The sequence below is a fragment of the Burkholderia theae genome (assembly GCF_048565265.1).
Classification (GTDB): Bacteria; Pseudomonadota; Gammaproteobacteria; order Burkholderiales; family Burkholderiaceae; genus Burkholderia; species Burkholderia theae.
The window spans coordinates 1,270,073-1,287,458 of record NZ_CP183463.1 but is presented as its reverse complement, the minus strand read 5'-3'; the positions used below and the strand labels follow the sequence as shown (position 1 = coordinate 1,287,458).

15 protein-coding genes and 1 pseudogene are annotated in these 17,386 nt (G+C 67.5%); 7 read left to right on the top strand and 9 right to left on the bottom strand.

Going from position 1 to position 17,386, the window contains the following annotated elements; all coding sequences use genetic code 11:
- Positions 1-18: 18 nt before the first annotated feature.
- Positions 19-1,548: an FAD-dependent oxidoreductase gene (locus tag ACN22W_RS38350; protein ID WP_419690252.1), complete on the bottom strand. Its 1,530-nt coding sequence runs from the start codon at positions 1,546-1,548 to the stop codon at positions 19-21.
- Positions 1,549-1,729: 181 nt separating this feature from the next.
- On the opposite strand from ACN22W_RS38350, the pseudogene ACN22W_RS38345 reads away from it, so the two are divergent.
- Positions 1,730-1,942 (top strand): annotated as a pseudogene (locus ACN22W_RS38345) (NAD-dependent formate dehydrogenase); the annotation flags it as partial.
- A 29-nt stretch (positions 1,943-1,971) separates the two neighbouring features.
- Here the strand turns inward: ACN22W_RS38345 and ACN22W_RS38340 are convergent.
- The 4 genes from ACN22W_RS38340 to ACN22W_RS38325 all read right to left on the bottom strand — a co-directional run bounded on the left by ACN22W_RS38340 (position 1,972) and on the right by ACN22W_RS38325 (position 3,735).
- On the bottom strand, positions 1,972-2,220 hold the full coding sequence (locus ACN22W_RS38340) for a hypothetical protein (RefSeq protein WP_193102875.1): 249 nt from the start codon (positions 2,218-2,220) through the stop codon (positions 1,972-1,974).
- Between the two features lie 32 nt (positions 2,221-2,252).
- A complete protein-coding gene (locus ACN22W_RS38335) occupies positions 2,253-2,708 on the bottom strand; it encodes a DUF1269 domain-containing protein (RefSeq protein ID WP_419690251.1) in 456 nt (151 codons plus the stop codon).
- A gap of 236 nt (positions 2,709-2,944) precedes the next feature.
- Entirely contained in the window at positions 2,945-3,394 is a 450-nt protein-coding gene (locus ACN22W_RS38330; protein ID WP_129517969.1) for a phosphate-starvation-inducible protein PsiE, read from the bottom strand.
- Entirely contained in the window at positions 3,391-3,735 is a 345-nt protein-coding gene (locus tag ACN22W_RS38325; RefSeq protein ID WP_419690250.1) for a helix-turn-helix domain-containing protein, read from the bottom strand. The genes ACN22W_RS38330 and ACN22W_RS38325 overlap by 4 nt, the downstream gene beginning before the upstream one ends.
- A 377-nt stretch (positions 3,736-4,112) precedes the next feature.
- Here ACN22W_RS38325 and ACN22W_RS38320 point away from each other — a divergent pair, with 377 nt between their 5' ends.
- The 5 genes from ACN22W_RS38320 to ACN22W_RS38300 all read left to right on the top strand — a co-directional run bounded on the left by ACN22W_RS38320 (position 4,113) and on the right by ACN22W_RS38300 (position 12,230).
- Positions 4,113-5,180: a Dyp-type peroxidase gene (locus ACN22W_RS38320; RefSeq protein WP_419690249.1), complete on the top strand. Its 1,068-nt coding sequence runs from the start codon at positions 4,113-4,115 to the stop codon at positions 5,178-5,180.
- Positions 5,173-5,988, top strand: coding sequence for a family 1 encapsulin nanocompartment shell protein (locus tag ACN22W_RS38315; RefSeq protein WP_419690248.1), 816 nt, complete (start codon positions 5,173-5,175; stop codon positions 5,986-5,988). The genes ACN22W_RS38320 and ACN22W_RS38315 overlap by 8 nt, the downstream gene beginning before the upstream one ends.
- A 104-nt stretch (positions 5,989-6,092) precedes the next feature.
- A complete protein-coding gene (locus tag ACN22W_RS38310; RefSeq protein ID WP_412025726.1) occupies positions 6,093-6,362 on the top strand; it encodes a hypothetical protein in 270 nt (89 codons plus the stop codon).
- A 617-nt stretch (positions 6,363-6,979) separates the two neighbouring features.
- Positions 6,980-9,826 carry an AAA family ATPase gene (locus ACN22W_RS38305; protein ID WP_419690247.1) on the top strand — a complete coding sequence of 949 codons (2,847 nt, stop codon included), beginning with the start codon at positions 6,980-6,982 and terminating at the stop codon, positions 9,824-9,826.
- A gap of 124 nt (positions 9,827-9,950) precedes the next feature.
- On the top strand, positions 9,951-12,230 hold the full coding sequence (locus tag ACN22W_RS38300) for an FdhF/YdeP family oxidoreductase (RefSeq protein ID WP_419690246.1): 2,280 nt from the start codon (positions 9,951-9,953) through the stop codon (positions 12,228-12,230).
- Positions 12,231-12,305: 75 nt separating this feature from the next.
- On the opposite strand, the gene ACN22W_RS38295 is transcribed toward ACN22W_RS38300, so the two are convergent.
- Positions 12,306-13,727: a purine-cytosine permease family protein gene (locus tag ACN22W_RS38295; protein ID WP_048250032.1), complete on the bottom strand. Its 1,422-nt coding sequence runs from the start codon at positions 13,725-13,727 to the stop codon at positions 12,306-12,308.
- A 390-nt stretch (positions 13,728-14,117) separates the two neighbouring features.
- Between ACN22W_RS38295 and ACN22W_RS38290 the strand changes: the two genes are divergently transcribed.
- Positions 14,118-15,041 (top strand): LysR substrate-binding domain-containing protein, encoded by a 924-nt coding sequence (locus tag ACN22W_RS38290; protein ID WP_129517961.1) that lies wholly within the window; start codon positions 14,118-14,120, stop codon positions 15,039-15,041.
- Between the two features lie 54 nt (positions 15,042-15,095).
- On the opposite strand, the gene argE is transcribed toward ACN22W_RS38290, so the two are convergent.
- The 3 genes from argE to ACN22W_RS38275 are packed head-to-tail and all read right to left on the bottom strand — an operon-like array spanning position 15,096 to position 17,375.
- A complete protein-coding gene (gene argE / locus ACN22W_RS38285; RefSeq protein WP_419690245.1) occupies positions 15,096-16,259 on the bottom strand; it encodes an acetylornithine deacetylase in 1,164 nt (387 codons plus the stop codon).
- Complete coding sequence (locus tag ACN22W_RS38280) at positions 16,252-16,929, bottom strand: DUF1028 domain-containing protein (protein ID WP_419690244.1); 678 nt, start codon at positions 16,927-16,929, stop codon at positions 16,252-16,254. The genes argE and ACN22W_RS38280 overlap by 8 nt, the downstream gene beginning before the upstream one ends.
- 8 nt (positions 16,930-16,937) lie before the next feature.
- A complete protein-coding gene (locus tag ACN22W_RS38275; protein ID WP_048250028.1) occupies positions 16,938-17,375 on the bottom strand; it encodes a RidA family protein in 438 nt (145 codons plus the stop codon).
- Between the last annotated feature and the right edge of the window lie 11 nt (positions 17,376-17,386).

The following is a 17,386-nucleotide window of genomic DNA, read 5'->3' as shown; positions in this document are numbered from 1 at the left end:
CGTGTCACCGGGCCGCCGTCACGCGGCTGCAATCTGCCGCTCGAATGCCGCTTCCGCCTCCAGGCTGTCGAGATCGCGGCCCACCGTTACGACCGCGAGCCGCGTGTCGCCGCGCCAGTACGCGATCGAGCAGTCGTGCGCGCCGAGGTCGCCATCGATCTCGACGCGATCCCATTGCTCCGCATGCCCGACGTAGTTGATTGTCATGTCGTAATGCTGGCTCCAGAAGAACGGCACCGCATCGAACGGCCGCTGCTGCCCGAGCATGTTGCGCGCCGCGACGATCCCCTGCCGTTCGGCGACGACCCAGTGCTCGACGCGAATCCGCTGGCCCGTCAGCGAATCGGGCCAGCGCGCGATATCGCCGGCCGCATAGATGCCGGGCACGCTCGTCTGCAGGAAACGGTCCACCGTCACGCCGCGCTCGACCGCAAGCCCCGCATCCTGTGCGAGCGCAACGTTCGGGTGCACGCCGATGCCGACCACCACGACATCGGCCGGCAGCACGTCGCCGGTCGACAGCGTCACGCTGTCCGGTGCAATCTGCGCGGGGGTCGCGCCGAGATGGAACACGACGCCATGCGACTCGTGCAGCGCCTTGATCGTGTCGCCGAGCGCGGCGCCGAGCACGTGCGCCATCGGCTGCGCATCGGGCGCGACGACATGCACGTCGAGCCCGCGTGTGCGCAATGCGGCGGCCGCTTCGAGGCCGATGAAGCTCGCGCCGACCACGACGCAGCGGCGTGCCGTCTTCAGCTTGCCGATCAGCGCATCGCAATCGGCGCGCGAGCGCAGGACGCACACATGCGGCAGATCCGCGCCGGGCACCGTCAGCCGATTCGGCTCGGCACCCGTCGCGAGCAGCAGCGCGCCGTATCCGACGCGACTACCGTCGGCCAGCTCAACTGCATGCTGCGCGGGGTCGATCCGCACGACACGCGTGCCGCACCGCACGTCGATGCGTTGGTCGGTATAGAACTCCGGCGCGCGCAGCGGCAGCCAGTCGGCCTCGGCCGTGCCCGCGAGATAGTCCTTCGACAGGTTCGGCCGGTCGTACGGCGGATCGCTGTCGGCACTCAGCAGCGTGACGGGATGCGGATAACCTTCCCGCCGCAGCGTGACGGCCGCCGCGATCGCAGCCGCGCCGCCACCGACGATCACCACCGATTCGGGCAAGCCCGTCGCATTCAGCGCAGGCGGTACGGCCGGCCGCGCATCGAGCACGACGGCACGGCCGTCGCGGCGTTCGACGCGCCAGCACGGCAGCCCGTCGAGCGCCGGCGCGCGCAGCATCTCGCCCGTGCGCAGGCAGAACGCCGCGTGGTGCCACGGGCAGCGGATCGTGTCGCCGACCAGCAGGCCGTCGGCCAGCGGCGCGCCGTAGTGCGTGCAGTTCGCGCCCACGGCAAACAGTTCATCGGCGCGGCGCACCAGCAGCACCGCCGCGTCGCCGACATGGCCCTCGATCATGGCGCCGTCGGCGATGTCGTCGAGCGCGATGCCCTGCGCGAGATCAGGGCGTGAAGACGCGGAGTCGCTTCCGGACATGGCTTCGCTCCCGCAGAGTCAGGTAACGATCCCATTATCGGCGCCCTTCACGAAAAGAACAGGTACAGACGACCCCGCAGCGCACGCAAACACCGACTGTCGCTTGTACGCGATCCATGACCGGCGTAGAACGTCATCAACGTTGCGGCGCAACACGCCGCTGCCGCCCATGACGCATTCCGCGCCGCCCGATCATCCGTGGCGCACGACACCGTTCAACGGGATGACGACGCACATCTCCGGCACGTCGCTGTCCGCGCAGGCGCGTTATGCGGCCGGCACGCTGGAAATCCTGCCATGCTGGTTCGACGGCAAGCCGATCCGCAACGAATACCTGATCGTCGACGGCGGCACGCTCGCGGGAACGGGCGCGCAATCGTACCGGCTGAACTGACGCGATGCGCGGTGCGGCGATGCGCGACCTCACGCGTCGTCGACGTTGTCCGCGTAATGGTCGACCGCGACCTTGCACTCGTCGAACACCACCGTCAGCCGCTCGATGTCGTTCGACTCGACCCACTTCCTGACCTGCAGGAAATAGCCGGTGCCGAGATCGGCGATGCGGGCCGGATCGTCCGTCGTCACGTCGACGGTCACAATCGCGCGGTTGCCGGGTAGCGGCGACAGCGTCGCCGCGATGTCGAAGCGCCGGTACGATTGATCGATGCGCATGCTGTTCTCCCGAATCGGTTCGACGGCGGCGCTCAGTCGAGCGCCTGGCGGAACACCTTGCCGCCGAATCCCGTCACGATGTTGTCGACGGAGAACGGCGTGGCTTCCTTCGCCTCGAGAATGATCGCGACGCTGCCGGGCAAAAGCCGTGCGGCCACCGTCTCGACGAACGTGCCGTCGAGCAGCGCGTTGCCGGCGGCTTCCGCGAGGATGCCGGCGCCCGCGCCGGCCGCCATCCCGGTGATCACGCCAAGCGGCCCGACAAGCAGGCCGAGCAGGCCGCCCGCGATCGCGCCGATCACGCCGCCCTTGAACGGCCGCGATTCGGCGTCGAGCACCGCGAGCTTGCCGGCCGTGTCCTTCTCCACGACGACGCCGTTTTCGATGTGGAATCCTTCATTCTTCTCCGACAACGCCTCGAAATCGTTCGCGGCCTGGCGGGCCGTGTCGACGCTGCCGAACACGGCGACGATCAGTTGCTTGGTCATTCGAACCCTCTCTCACGTGGATGGGCTGCACGACCGCCGCACGACGCACGGCACGCCCACAACCCGGTGTTCGATTCAGATACCCGTCGCAGCAACACGTGCACGGGCTGAAGCGACATACGCCTGCGCGGCCACTTGCTGCAATTCGATCGCCTGCTTCGTGTCGACGGCATGCGTGCTCACCTAGCGCCCTCCTGTTGCGTCATTGCGTGGATACACGGCATACCGCCCGCTTGTCATCTGCGCGCATGCGCATCGTCCTCGACATCGTCGACGTCCGCCGGAAAGCGATGCTGGCCGAAGCTCAGGATCAGCACGCCCACCGCGAGCAGCACGATGCCGAAGGTCGTCATCAGCATCCGCTCGGGGCTGTCGGTCGCGCCGCGCAGGATCAGGTCTCGCGCGAGCGACGTCATCGCAATGAACAGAGGAAACCGCACGGGCAGCCGGCCGAGCCGCAGATAGCGCACGTCCATCGCGAGCACTTCGAGATAGAGAAACATCAAGAGCAGATCGGTCAGCGACACCTCGCCCGCGAGCACGACCTTCCATGCCTCCTGCACCATCGCGAACGCCGTCGCGAGCCCGATCACGATCAGCCCGGCCAGTTCGGCCGCGTGAAGGAAGTGGCCGAAGCGGCGGCGGATGCGCTCGGCGGGCGAACAGGAAACGGTAGACGTATTCAAGGCGACAGTCGATGTGATGATGCATGTGCGGTGCCGGGCGGAGGAACCGCCGTGTCGAGCGCGGTGTCGTGCGCATCCGGCGCCGGCGTGCCGGACACTCCGGTCGCCTGCGCGACCGCAGACAACGTGTGGCGGCAGCACACGTGGAACGCGACGCCCGCGTCCGTGCAGGCGACGTCGTGCGCGCGGCGCAACAGCAGGCGACAGCCGAGATACCGTTCGAGGCAGTCGATCCGGTCGCTCACCTGCGCGTCGCCGAGCTTCAGTTCGGACGCCGCGCCGGACAGGCCGCCATGCTCGACCACCGCGACATAAACACGCATCGCTTCCAGCAGATTCATGGTGACGCTCCTCGTCGGCGGACGCAGCGGGACCTAATCTACTGCACACGGTACGCGTGCTCAAGAGCACAGCGCGGCGCACGCCAGGAGTACAGCTGCACGGGTGCCGCACAAAATCCGGCCCTGTTTGATCCATTCGAATGACAGATTGCCGATACGTGTTCCAAAGACCCGCCGAAGCTGCTAGATTGCATGCTCGACGACGTTACGCGGTGCACGCAGGTCATGCACCGGGCGGCCGGCCGCCGCCGCTGCGGCCCGTTGCGCGAGGCCCGCGCAATGTCCTTCATCCGCATGTCACAAAGAGAACAGTCGCATGACACAGTCCAACCGTTCGCCTTCGCGCGCCGCGGCAGCCGCGGCTCGCCCGCCTCGACATGACTGACCGGCGGGCCGCGATGCAGACCCCTCCCCCCCTCTCCCAGGCCGTCCACAGCCCGATCACGCGCAGCGCGATCTTCCTCGTGGCGACGATCAATTCCGGCGCCGATCATGCCGACACGATCCGTTCATGGTGCGGCGACATCGCCGCGCTGGTGCGCTCGGTCGGCAAGCGCGTGCCGGGCGGCAACCTGACCTGCGTGTGCGGCTTCGGCGCCGACGCGTGGGATGCGCTGTTCGGCAACCCGCGCCCCGCGTCGCTGCATCCGTTCCGCGAATTTGGCGCCGGGCAGCGCGTCGCGGTCGCGACGCCGGGCGACATCCTGCTGCACATTCGCGCCGACGCGATGGACCTGTGCTTCGAACTCGCGACGCAACTGCTCGGTGCGCTCGGCGCAGCCGTCACGGTCGTCGACGAGGTGCACGGCTTCCGCAATTTCGACCAGCGCGCGATGATCGGCTTCGTCGACGGCACCGAGAACCCGGAAGGCCGCGAAGCGGTCGACTTCACGGTGATCGGTGACGAAGATGCGGCATTCGAGGGCGGCAGCTACGTGATCGTGCAGAAGTACCTGCACGACATGGCCGGCTGGAACGCGCTCGCGGTCGAGACGCAGGAGCGCATCATCGGCCGCACCAAGCTGTCGGACATCGAGCTCGCGCCGGACGTGAAGCCGTCGTGTTCGCACAGCTCGCTGACCACGCTCGACGAGAACGGCCAGGAAGTGAAGATCCTGCGCGACAACATGCCGTTCGGGCGCCCGGGCGCCGGCGAATTCGGCACCTATTTCATCGGCTATGCGCGCACGCCGGCACCGATCGAGCAGATGCTGGAGAACATGTTCGTCGGCCGCCCGCCCGGCAACTACGACCGCCTGCTCGACTACAGCCGCGCGGTCACCGGCTCGCTGTTCTTCGTACCGTCGGCCGACCTGCTCGAAGCACTCGCCGACCGTGCGGCACCGGCCGCCGACACCGCGCAACCGCCATCCTCGTCGTCCGCGCCGCAGCGCGACGGCTCGCTGAAAATCGGCTCGCTGAAAGGAACCCAAGCCTATGAATAACCTGCACCGCGAACTCGCCCCGATCTCCGCCTCCGCCTGGGAACAAATCGAGGAGGAAGTGGCGCGCACCTTCAAACGATCGGTGGCCGGCCGCCGCGTCGTCGACGTCGACGGCCCCGAAGGCCCCGAGCTGTCGGCCGTCGGCACCGGGCACCTGGTGGAAGTTGCCGCGCCGCGCGAGCAGGTGAGCGCACGGCTGCGCGAAGTCCGCAGGATCGTCGAGCTGACGGTGCCGTTCGAGTTGAGCCGCGATGCGATCGACAGCGTCGAGCGCGGCGCGCGCGACGCCGACTGGCAACCGGCGAAGGACGCCGCGCAGCGGCTCGCGTTCGCCGAAGACAACGCGATTTTCGACGGCTATCAGGCTGCCGGCATCGTCGGCATCCGCGAAGGCACGTCGAACCGCAGGCTCACGCTGCCGGCCGATGTCGGCGCGTATCCGGACGCGATCAGCGATGCACTGGAAGCGCTGCGGCTCGCCGGCGTCGACGGCCCGTATTCGGTGGTGCTCGGCTCCGACGCATACACGGCGCTCAGCGAAGCGCGCGACCAGGGCTACCCGGTCCTCGGCCATATCAAGCGGATCGTCAGCGGCGAGATCATCTGGGCGCCGGCGATCAGCGGCGGCTGCGTGCTGTCCACGCGCGGCGGCGACTACGAGCTGCACCTCGGGGAAGACGTATCGATCGGCTACACGAGCCATAACGACAAGGCCGTCCGCCTGTACCTGCGCGAAACGTTCACGTTCCTGATGCTGACGAGCGAAGCATCGGTGGCCGTGGCGCCGCAGGGCAATCCGGCGGCCTGACAACGGTTGCCCGCGCGCGATGCCAGCCGGGCATCGCGCGCGACCGGCCGCGCTGCGGGCCGCATCTTCGTCGCCGATCGAGCCCATCTTGCATGGAGGATGTGATGAGCGAGTCGAATGAGGCACTGCAGGCGCTGCAAGCGTCGGTCGACAGCCTGAAGAAGACGGTCGACGCGAACGCGGGCGGCCAGGCCGGCGACACCGCCGTGCTGTTTACCGTCGTGTCGCTGATGCTGGCCGAGTTGCCGCCCGACACGCGCAACCTGATCGAGGATTCGTTCTCCGTCTGGGCCAATGGTCTGCCGAATCCGGCACTCGCAACGGACGTGAAGCAGATCGGCCGGCAGCGGCTCGCGATGAAACTCTCCGACTGATCGCAGTCCGCCACGGCGGCGCCATGTCCGGCCCGCACCGTGCAACCTGCCCTTTCCTTCGGCCGTAACGCACGCATCTGCGGAGCGCGCGTGGTCGAACATGACCGGTTCGCGCGCACTCACGCTGCGGCAGCGCTGCCGCGCGGGCCCACTCGCATCACCGCGCGTTTACCGGCAACCGGCGCGCTGCGCGCCGATGTCGCACCACGATTCGTTCGCGCTTCATCCTTCCCCGCCTCCAGTCCTCGCATGCGGCGCATGCCGCACGCGCCTGCGCCACCGCGTGCGCGCCTGTCTGTACTCCTTGCCACCCGTTCCCGCACGCATGTGAGGGTGCAATTCACCGCCGGCCCGGCGCGGAACTGTGTCTTGGATGGTGCTCGCCGATTCGCTATTTTGAACGCAGTCGAAGCGATGCCGCGGGCTCCTCGCAGCACTCGCGCCTTTTGCCCCAACCGCGACCGTGCGCCACGCCGGCGCGCGCTGCGCGACAGCGTGGGTGCGGCACGCGCGCCGCCGCGCCGCGCATCGCGTATTCGCGGTCGGGACGCGCGAGCGCCGCACCGCATCGGGACTTCACCCTTCGACCCACCTTCACAGACAGGAGCCAGACCACCATGCCCGCACTTTGCGATATCTGCCACGCCCGGCCGGCCGTCGCGCGCGCAACCGTGATGCAGGACGGCGAGCGCAAGACGATCTCGATTTGCGATTACCACTTCCGTCAGCTGATGCGGCATCAGAGCATGCTGAACCCGTTCGATTCGCTGCTCGGCGGTGGCGGCCCGTCGTCGCTGTTCGGCGAGCTCGGCGACGAATCGCCGCTCGCCGCCGAGGTGCCGCGCGAATCGGTCGACCCGACCGACGCGTTCAGCGAACAGACGCTCGAACTGCTGCAGCGTGCGGCCGAGAAGGCACACGAGCTGCGCCGCAGTGAGCTCGACTCCGAACACCTGCTCTACGCGCTCGCGGACACCGACGTGTGCGCCGCGCTGCTGAAGGAACTGAAGCTGTCGCCGCAGGACATCCAGTCGTATATCGACGAACATGCGCACACCGGCACGGCCGCCGCCGACGCGCCGCTCGACAAGCTGTCGATCTCGCCGCGCGTGAAGAAGGCCGTGCAATACGCGTTCCAGGCGTCGCGCGATCTCGGCCACTCGTACATCGGCCCCGAGCACCTGCTGATCGGGCTCGCGTCGGTGCCGGACAGCATCGCCGGCACGCTGCTGAAGAAATACGGCGTGACGCCCGAGGCGCTGCGCCAGAAGGTCGTGAAGGTGGTCGGCAAGGGCGCCGAGGATGGCCGCGTCGATGCGCCGACCGGCACGCCGAACCTCGACAAGTTCGGCCGCGACCTCACCGCGATCGCGCGCCAGGGCAAGCTCGACCCGGTGCTCGGCCGCGCGCAGGAAATCGAAAGCACGATCGAGGTGCTCGCGCGCCGCAAGAAGAACAACCCGGTACTGATCGGCGAGCCGGGCGTCGGCAAGACGGCGATCGTCGAAGGACTCGCGCAGCGGATCGTCAACGGCGACGTGCCCGAGGTGCTGCGCGGCAAGCGGCTCGTCGAAGTCAACATCAACTCGATGGTGGCCGGCGCCAAGTATCGCGGCGAATTCGAGGAGCGCGCGAAGCAGCTGATCGACGAAGTGACCGCGAAGCAGGACGAGCTGATCCTGTTCATCGACGAGCTGCACACGATCGTCGGCGCGGGCCAGGGCGGCGGCGAAGGCGGCCTCGACATCGCGAACGTGCTGAAGCCCGCGCTCGCGCGCGGCGAGCTGAGCCTGATCGGCGCGACGACGCTCAACGAATACCAGAAGTACATCGAGAAGGACGCGGCGCTCGAACGGCGCTTCCAGCCGGTGTTCGTGCCGGAGCCGAGCGTCGAGCAGACGATCGTGATCCTGCGCGGGCTGCGCGACAGCCTCGAGGCGCACCACCAGGTGACGTTCGCCGATGACGCGTTCGTCGCGGCCGCCGAGTTCGCCGACCGCTACATCACGTCGCGCTTCCTGCCCGACAAGGCGATCGACCTGATCGACCAGGCCGCCGCGCGCGTGCGGATTGGCGCGACGTCGCGCCCGGTCGCCATCCAGGAAGGCGAAGCGCAGATCGCACAGCTGAAGCGCGAGCAGGACTACGCGACGTCGCGCAAGCGCTTCGACGAAGCGAAGCAGTTCGAGGAGCAGATCAACGCGAAGCAGAAGACGGTCGACGAGATGATGGAAGCGTGGCAGCGCAAGACCGGCTCCGAAACGCTCGAGGTCACCGTCGAATCGGTCGCCGAGGTCGTGTCGCGGCTGACCGGCATCCCCGTGTCCGAACTCACGCAGGAAGAGCGTCAGAAGCTGCTGAAGATGGAAGAGCAACTGCGTGAGCGCGTGGTCGGCCAGAGCGACGCGGTGGTCGCCGTCAGCGACGCCGTGCGGCTGTCGCGCGCGGGGCTCGGCCAGACGCACCGGCCGATCGCGACGTTCCTGTTCCTCGGGCCGACGGGCGTCGGCAAGACCGAGCTCGCGAAGGCACTGGCCGAGACCGTGTTCGGCGACGAGCAGGCGATCATCCGCATCGACATGTCCGAATACATGGAACGGCACGCGGTCGCGCGGCTGATCGGCGCGCCGCCCGGCTACGTCGGCTACGACGAAGGCGGCCAGCTCACCGAACGCGTGCGGCGCCGACCGTACAGCGTGATCCTGCTCGACGAGATCGAGAAGGCGCACCCCGACGTCTACAACGTGCTGCTGCAAGTGTTCGACGACGGCCGCCTGACCGACGGCAAGGGGCGCGTGGTCGACTTCAGCAACACGATCATCATCGCGACGAGCAACCTCGGCGCCGCGATCATCATGGACAACCTGACGCAGCCGGAAGCCGCGCGCAAGACCGACAAGGCGATCCGCGAGGAACTGATGCAGGTGCTGAAGGGCCATTTCCGGCCCGAGTTCCTGAACCGGATCGACGAGGTGATCGTCTTCCACGCGCTGTCGAAGGAGAACATCCGCGCGATCGTGCAGATCCAGCTCGACCGCGTGGTGCGCACGGCCGCGGCGCAGGACATCACCCTCGTGATGGGCGATGCGCTCGTCGATCACCTGACCGAAGCGGGCTACCAGCCGGAGTTCGGCGCGCGCGAACTGAAGCGCCAGATCCGCCAGACCATCGAGACCCAGCTCGCGAAGGAGATCCTCGCCGACCGGCTGAAGTCCGGCGATCGCGTCGCGGTCGACTACGACAAGGACAGCGACGAAGTGACGTTCGACAAGCTCGCCGCGCCTGAAGCGAAGGATACGAAGGACGCGAAGAAAGACGCCGACGGCAAGGCGAAGCCGAACGGCAAGGCGGCCGCCAAGGCATCAGGCGAAGCGAAGGCCGGCGAAGCGCCGGCCGACGCGCCGCCGCCCGCGGCGAAATCGTCGGCCAGGAAGTCGTCCAGCGCGAAGAAGGACGCGCACTGAAACCCCGCCTGCCCTGCAGCCCGGGGCACGCATGACCGGCTCCGTCCACCCGACGGAGCCGCCCCACGCCGCGACACGGCGCAACCCGAGCCGCCCGCACCGGGCCCGGCTCACGGAGACTCATATGACAAATCGACGCGAAGTGCCAGGCATCAGGAAGTACGATGGGCCCGCCGGCGGTTGGGGCGCGCTTCGCGCGACAGCCGATGCCGTGCGCACGCAGATGGAAACCATCGAGGCGCCGATCGTGCTGATGCGGACCAACCAGCCCGACGGCTTCGACTGCCCCGGCTGCGCATGGCCCGACAAGGAACACAAGTCGACGTTCCAGTTCTGCGAAAACGGTGCGAAGGCCGTCACGTGGGAAGCGACGACCAAGCGCGTGACGCCCGAATTCTTCGCGGCGAACACCGTGTCGTCGCTGCTGCGCATGTCGGACTACGAACTGGAGAACATGGGCCGGCTCACGCATCCGCTCGTCTACGATCGCGCGACCGACACGTTCCGCACGATCGAATGGGGCGACGCGTTCGCGCGCATCGGTGAAGTGCTGCGCGCGTTGCCGCCCGAACAGGTCGAGTTCTATACGTCGGGCCGCGCGTCGAACGAAGCCGCGTACCTGTACCAGCTGTTTGCACGCGAGCTCGGCACCAACAACTTCCCCGACTGCTCGAACATGTGCCACGAGCCGACCAGCGTCGGCCTGCCGCAATCGATCGGCATCGGCAAGGGCACCGTGTCGCTGGAGGATTTCGACCGGTGCGAGCTGATCATCTCGATCGGCCACAACCCCGGCACGAACCATCCGCGGATGATGGGCACGCTGCACGAGTGCTCGCGGCGCAACGTGCCGATCATCGTGTTCAATCCGCTGCGCGAGCGTGCGCTCGAACGCTTCGCGGATCCGCAGGACATGATCGAGATGGCGTCGTTCGGCTCGACGCGGATCGCATCGACGTACTACCAGGTCGACGCCGGCGGCGACGCGGCCGCGCTGAAGGGCATCATGAAGGCACTGCTGCAGCTCGAAGCCGAGCGCGGCGACGTGCTCGACCGCGACTTCATCGCGCAGCACACCGACGGCTTCGACGCGTTCTCGGCCGACCTGCAGGCCACGTCGTGGAACGACATCGAACGCGCGAGCGGCCTCAGCCAGGCGCAGCTCGAACAGGTCGCGCTCGCGTATGCGAAGTCGAACGCGACGATCATCACGTACGGGATGGGCGTCACGCAGCACAACAAGGGCACCGCAACCGTGCGCCTGATCGCCGACCTGCTGCTGATGCGCGGCAACATCGGCAAGCCCGGCGCCGGCGTCTGCCCGCTGCGCGGCCATTCGAACGTGCAGGGCAACCGCACGGTCGGCATCACCGAGAAACCGTCGGCCGAGTTCCTGAAAAAGATCGAGGACGTGTGCGGGTTCACGCCGCCCGCCCATCACGGGCACGACGCCGTGCAGGCAATGCAGGCGATGATCGACGGCAGCGCGAAGGCGCTGCTGTGCCTCGGCGGCAACTTCGCGGTCGCGCTGCCCGATCCCGAGCTGTCGTTCCCGGCGATGGCGAAGCTCGACCTGAGCGTGCACCTCGGCACGAAGCTGAACCGCTCGCACCTGCTGGTCGGGAAGGAAACCTTCATCCTGCCGGTGCTCGGCCGCACCGAGCTCGACATGCAAGAGAGCGGCCGGCAGTCGATCACCGTCGAGGATTCGATGTCGATGGTCCACGCGTCGGCCGGCAAGCTCAAGCCGGCGTCCGACCAGTTGCGCTCGGAGCCCGCGATCGTCGCGGGGATCGCGCATGCGACGCTGCCGGCGAGCAAGGTCGCGTGGCTCGACCTGATCGCCGACTACGACCGCATCCGCGACCTGATCGACCGCACGGTGTCCGGCTTCGAGGCGTTCAACGCGCGCATCCGCACGCCGGGCGGCTTCCGCCTGCCGCTGCCGCCCACCGAGCGCGTATGGCCCACGCCGACCGGCAAGGCGATGTTCTCGATCTACAAGGGCGTCGCGGAAGATGCGGACGTGCTCGGCGGCGAGCAGGTGCTGCGGCTGATCACGCTGCGCAGCCACGACCAGTACAACACGACGATCTACGGGCTCGACGATCGTTATCGCGGCGTGTTCGGGCGGCGCGACGTGCTGTTCATGAACCCGGCGGATCTCGCGAAGTACGGCCTCGAACACGGCGACCTCGTCGACATCGAGACAATCACCGCGTCGGGCCGGACGCTGCGTCTCGAGAAGATCACCGCGATCGAGTACGACATCGCGCCGGGGTCGGTCGGTGCGTACTATCCGGAAGCGAACGTGCTGGTGCCGCTCGACTACATCGACAAGGAAAGCGGCACGCCGTCGTACAAGTCGGTGCCGGTGCGGGTGGCGCGCTCCGCGCTCGCGTGATTCGTGTGATGCACGGGCCGCCGCATCGCAACCGATGCGGCGGCCACCCCCTTCAGTCGCCTCGAAAAACCCGCTTCAGCGGGCCGCCGTCGGCGGCAGCTGCGCGCCGGTCTGCCGGCGCCGGTACGCGCTGTCGCGCGTCGCGAGCCAGTAGTACAGCGGTGACGTCAGCACCAGCCCCACCACCCACGACAGGTCCGCGCCGCCGAGATGCGCGGGAATCGGGCCCGCATACATCGGCGTGTTCATGAACGGAATCTGCACGAGGATGCCGATCGCATACGCGAGCAGTGCCTGCGGATTGAAGCGGCCGTAGATCCCGCCGTCCACCATGAAGATCGACTTGATGTCGTACTTGCCCTTGTGGATCACGTAGAAGTCGATCAGGTTGATCGCCGTCCACGGCACCAGCACGACCAGCAGCGCGAGCACGAGATCGACGAGGTTGCCGACGAAGTTCGTCGACGCGCCGATCGCCGCGTAGCAGCACGCAACGAAGATCACGACCGACACCACCGCGCGCGCCTTCGCGGTCGGAATCCACTTGTACGCGAACGTCTGCACCGACGTGATCACCGCGAGCACCGCGCCGTACAGGTTCAGCGCGTTGTGGCTGATCACGCTCAGCAGGAACAGCACGAGCATCAGCGGGCCGAGCGGGCCCGTCGCCTGCTTGACCGCATCCATCGTGTCCATGCCGGCCGGCACCGCGAGCACCGCCACCGCGCCGAAGATGAACGCGAGCGTCGAGCCGATCGTGCAGCCGAGATAGGTTGCCCAGAACGTCGACGCGACGCCGACATCCTCCGGCAGATAACGTGAATAGTCCGACACGTACGGCGCGAACGCGATCTGCCACAACGCCGACAGCGACACCGTCGCGAGCCAGCCCGCGAAGTCGAAGCCGCCGCGCGTCAGGAAATCGTCGGTCGTCACGTGCGTCAGGATCATCCAGAAGCCGACGACGATGCCGATGCCGAGCACCCATGTGCCGATGCGGTTCAGGATGTGGATGAACCGGTAGCCGACGATGCCGATCAAGCCCGATCCCACCGCGCCGATCACGATGCCCACCGACACCGGCACCGACGGCGCGATGCCGTGCACCGACTTGCCGGCCAGCACGATGTTCGACGCGAAGAAGCCAACATACATCACGGCCGCGATCACCGTCACGAGCAGCGCGCCCCACGAGCCGAACTGCGCGCGACTCTGGATCATCTGCGGAATGCCCATCTGCGGCCCCTGCGCGGAATGCAGCGCCATCAGCACGCCGCCGACCGCCTGGCCGACGACGATCGCGACGATGCCCCACATCAGGTTCAGGTGGAACATCTGCACGCCGAGCGCGCCGGTCACGATCGGCAGCGGCGCGATGTTGCCGCCGAACCAGAGCGTGAACAGGTCGCGCACCTTGCCGTGGCGATCCGCGGGCGGCACGTAGCCGATCGTGTGCTTCTCTATCATCGGGGACGCGTTGCGGTCCACGTTCGTCATGGTGATGTCTCCTGTCCTGCGCGGCGATGCGCGCTTGCCGTTTCAACCTGCGCGCGACGATGCACGCGCCTGCAATCGGGTCCGGATACGCGAGCGACGACGCACCGCGTGCACGTGCGGCGGTGTCGAACGAACGGGCAATACACGGGATGCGGGGACGGATGACATGTCCCGCCGGCACGTGCGCAGCCTCGTCGTGATCCAGGTTGGAAACGATGGTGCGCCACGCGCGCCGGGACCGGAAAATACTAAAAATATTTCCGAGACATACGAAAAAGCTCTGTAGCGGAAATTCCGGCTTCGGGCTTCTTCAGGTAAGGTGCTACGCGAAACAACGGACAGAATGCGCCCCGCCGCGACACGCCGGGGGGCCGTGTATCAGAGGTGCCTGTGGCTCACTACACTTTGCGGCAACTGAAATACTTCGTGACGACGGTGGAATCCGGCAGCGTCGCCGAGGCGTCGCGCCAGCTCTTCATCGCGCAGCCGTCGATCTCCAGCGCGATCAAGGGGCTGGAGGAAAGCTTCGGCGTGAAGCTGTTCATTCGCCATCACGCGCAGGGCGTGTCGCTGACGCCGAGCGGCACGCGGTTCTACCGGAAAGCGCAGGAGCTGCTGCGCATCGCGCACGAATTCGAGCAGAACGCGCTCGCCGACAACGACGTGATCACCGGGCAGATCGACATCGGCTGCTTCGAGACGGTCGCGCCGCTCTATCTGCCGCAACTGATCGCGGGTTTTCGCGAGCGCTATCCAGGCGTGAACATCCGGCTGCGCGACGGCGACCAGCAGGAGCTCGTGCAGGGCCTGACGTCCGGCACCTTCGATCTCGCGTTGATGTACGACCACGATCTCGACGGCACGATCGAAACCGAGCCGCTGATGCCGCCGCAGCAACCGTACGTGCTGCTGCCGGAGAACCATCGGTTCGCGGGCCAGACGCACGTGTCGCTGCGCGACCTCTGCGTCGAGCCGATGATCCTGCTCGACGTCCAGCCGAGCCGCACGTATTTCGTCAGCCTGTTTCACGAACTCGGGCTGACGCCGAACATCGTGTTCGGTTCGCCGTCGATCGAGATGGTGCGCGGGATGGTGGGCCAGGGGTTCGGCTTCTCGCTGCTCGTCACGCGCCCGCATTCGGAATACACGTACGACGGTCAGCGTGTCGTGACGATCGGCCTCAGCGAAACGGTGAGCCCGTCGGGGCTCGTGAGCGCACGCCTGAAGCGCGGCCAACTGACCAAGCAGGCGCAGTCGTTCGTCGATTTCTGCCGCGAGCGGCTCGCGCAGATCATCGCGGAAACCGCGCGATAACGAAGGAGAAAGCGCACGCGCCGCAAGACGGGCGCGTGCGTGTCGGCTGCGGGTTCAGGCGGCCGACGCAAGATGCGCGGCCAGACGGTCCAGCATCGCGTCGCATCCGTGCAGCTGTTCGAGCGTGATGAACTCGTCCGGCTTGTGCCCCTGGTCCATGCTGCCCGGCCCGCACACCACGGTCGGAATGCCGGCCTGCCCGAACAGCCCGCCCTCGGTGCCGAACGCGACCGTGCCGAACGCGTCGGAACCGCTCAGCATCGCGAGCAGGCGCGCGGCCTCGCTGTCCGGCGCGGTGGCGAGCCCGGGATACGCGCCCAGCGGCTGCAGCCGAATGTCGGTATCGGGCTGCACCGCGCGCATCCTCGGCAACAGTTCGGATTCCGCATAGTCCTGCAGCTTCCTCGGCACGTCGTGCGCATCGAAATCCGGCAGCGCGCGCACCTCGAAATCGAACTCGCATTCGGCCGGCACGATGTTCAGCGCGCGGCCGCCCTTGATCAGGCCCGTCTGCACGGTCGAGAACGGCGGATCGAAACGCGTGTCGTGCCGTTCGGGCCGTGCGAGCGCCGTGCCGATCTCGCCGAGCCGGCCGATCAGCTTCGCCGCATAGTCGATCGCGTTGACGCCCGACGGCGCATACGCCGAGTGGCACGCGGCGCCCTTCACGTGGCAGCGCATCGCGAGCTTGCCCTTGTGACCGAGCACCGGTTTCAGTTCGGTCGGCTCGCCGATCAGGCACAGGCGCGGCCGGTGCTCGCGCGCGGCCAGTGCATCGAGCATCGGCCGCACGCCGAGACAACCGACTTCCTCGTCGTACGAGAACGCGAGATGCACGGGCACGCTCAGCGGCCGTGCGACGAACTTCGGCACGGCCGCGAGCACCGAAGCGATGAAGCCCTTCATGTCGGCGGTGCCGCGACCATACAGGCGGCCGTCGCGTTCGGTCAGCCGGAAAGGCTCGACCGTCCACGCCTGCCCGTCGACCGGCACTACGTCCGTATGGCCCGACAACGCGATGCCGCCGCGATCGCGCGGCCCGATCGTCGCGTACAGGCTGGCCTTCGTGCGTTCCGCGTTGTAGAACAGTTCGCTCGCTACGCCGAAGCCGTCGAGATAATCGCGGATGAAGCCGATCATCTCGAGATTCGAATCGCGGCTGACCGTCGCGAAACCGATCAGCCGTTCGAGCAACGCACGGCTCGATACGTCACTCATCGCCCGGCACTCCGTAGCTCGGCGCGGCGGTCGGGTTCAGCGCGCGCGTCTGGTAGTCCTGCATCTGCGGGCGATACGCGCGCCACAGCGCGTCGAGCTGCCCGATCGGGTCGGCATCGGCCCAGTCGACACGCAGGTCGACCACCGGCCAGGTCAGGTCGCCGGCCACCTTCAACGCGGCAGAATGAACCGGCCCCGCCTCGCCGCCGGCCGCCATGGCCGCATGCATCGCGGCCAGCAGGCGCTCGGCGAGCAGGCCGGGCGCCTGTTCGAACGCCGCCACCATCGCATCGATCACGGCCGTCGCGGCCAGCAGGTTGCCGGCCGCCACGCATTGCTCACCCTGCACCGCGTGATGCGTGCCGAGCGCTTCCTTGCCGGTGAAGCATGCCGTCTGCCCTTGCCCGTCGATCACCGTGACCTGCCGGTACTGGCTCCAGCCGTTCGCGCTGAGCGCGCGGTCGAGCGCCGCGGCGGGCGCGAGCTGTTCGTGCTCGATCAGGTCGAGGGTCTGCGGGCCGAGCGCCGGCAGCGTGATGTTCTGCGTCGCGACGGCGCCCACGCCCGCGCGCACCCACGGGCAGCGCGCGCCCACCGCGATGCTCGACGAGCTGATCGCGATCCCGAGCTGGCCCGTCTCCGGGCAGCGCCCGACGATGGAGAAAGTCATGTCGCCTCCTATGCGCGGTTCGGCTGCCAGTGGTCCGGAATCACCGCGATCACGTCGATCTCCATCAGCCACTGCGGCTGGCCGAGCGCGGACACGACGAGCCCCGTCGAGATCGGATAGACGCCCTTCAGCCACTTGCCGACTTCCTGGTACACGGGTTCGCGATAACGCGGGTCGATCAGGTAGGTCGTCGTCTTCACGATGTGCGTGATGTCGCTGCCGGCTTCCTCCAGCAACTGCTTGACGTTCTTCATCGCCTGCTCGGCCTGCGCGCGCGGATCGCCGAGGCCGATCAGCTTGCCGTCGAAATCGGTGCCGACCTGGCCGCGCACGTAGACGGTATTGCCGGCCCGCACGGCCTGGCACAGGTCGTTGTCGAGCGTCTGGTTCGGGTAGGTATCCTTCGTGTTGAACATGCGGATACGGGTATGGGTAGGCTGGCTCATCGAGGTCCTTC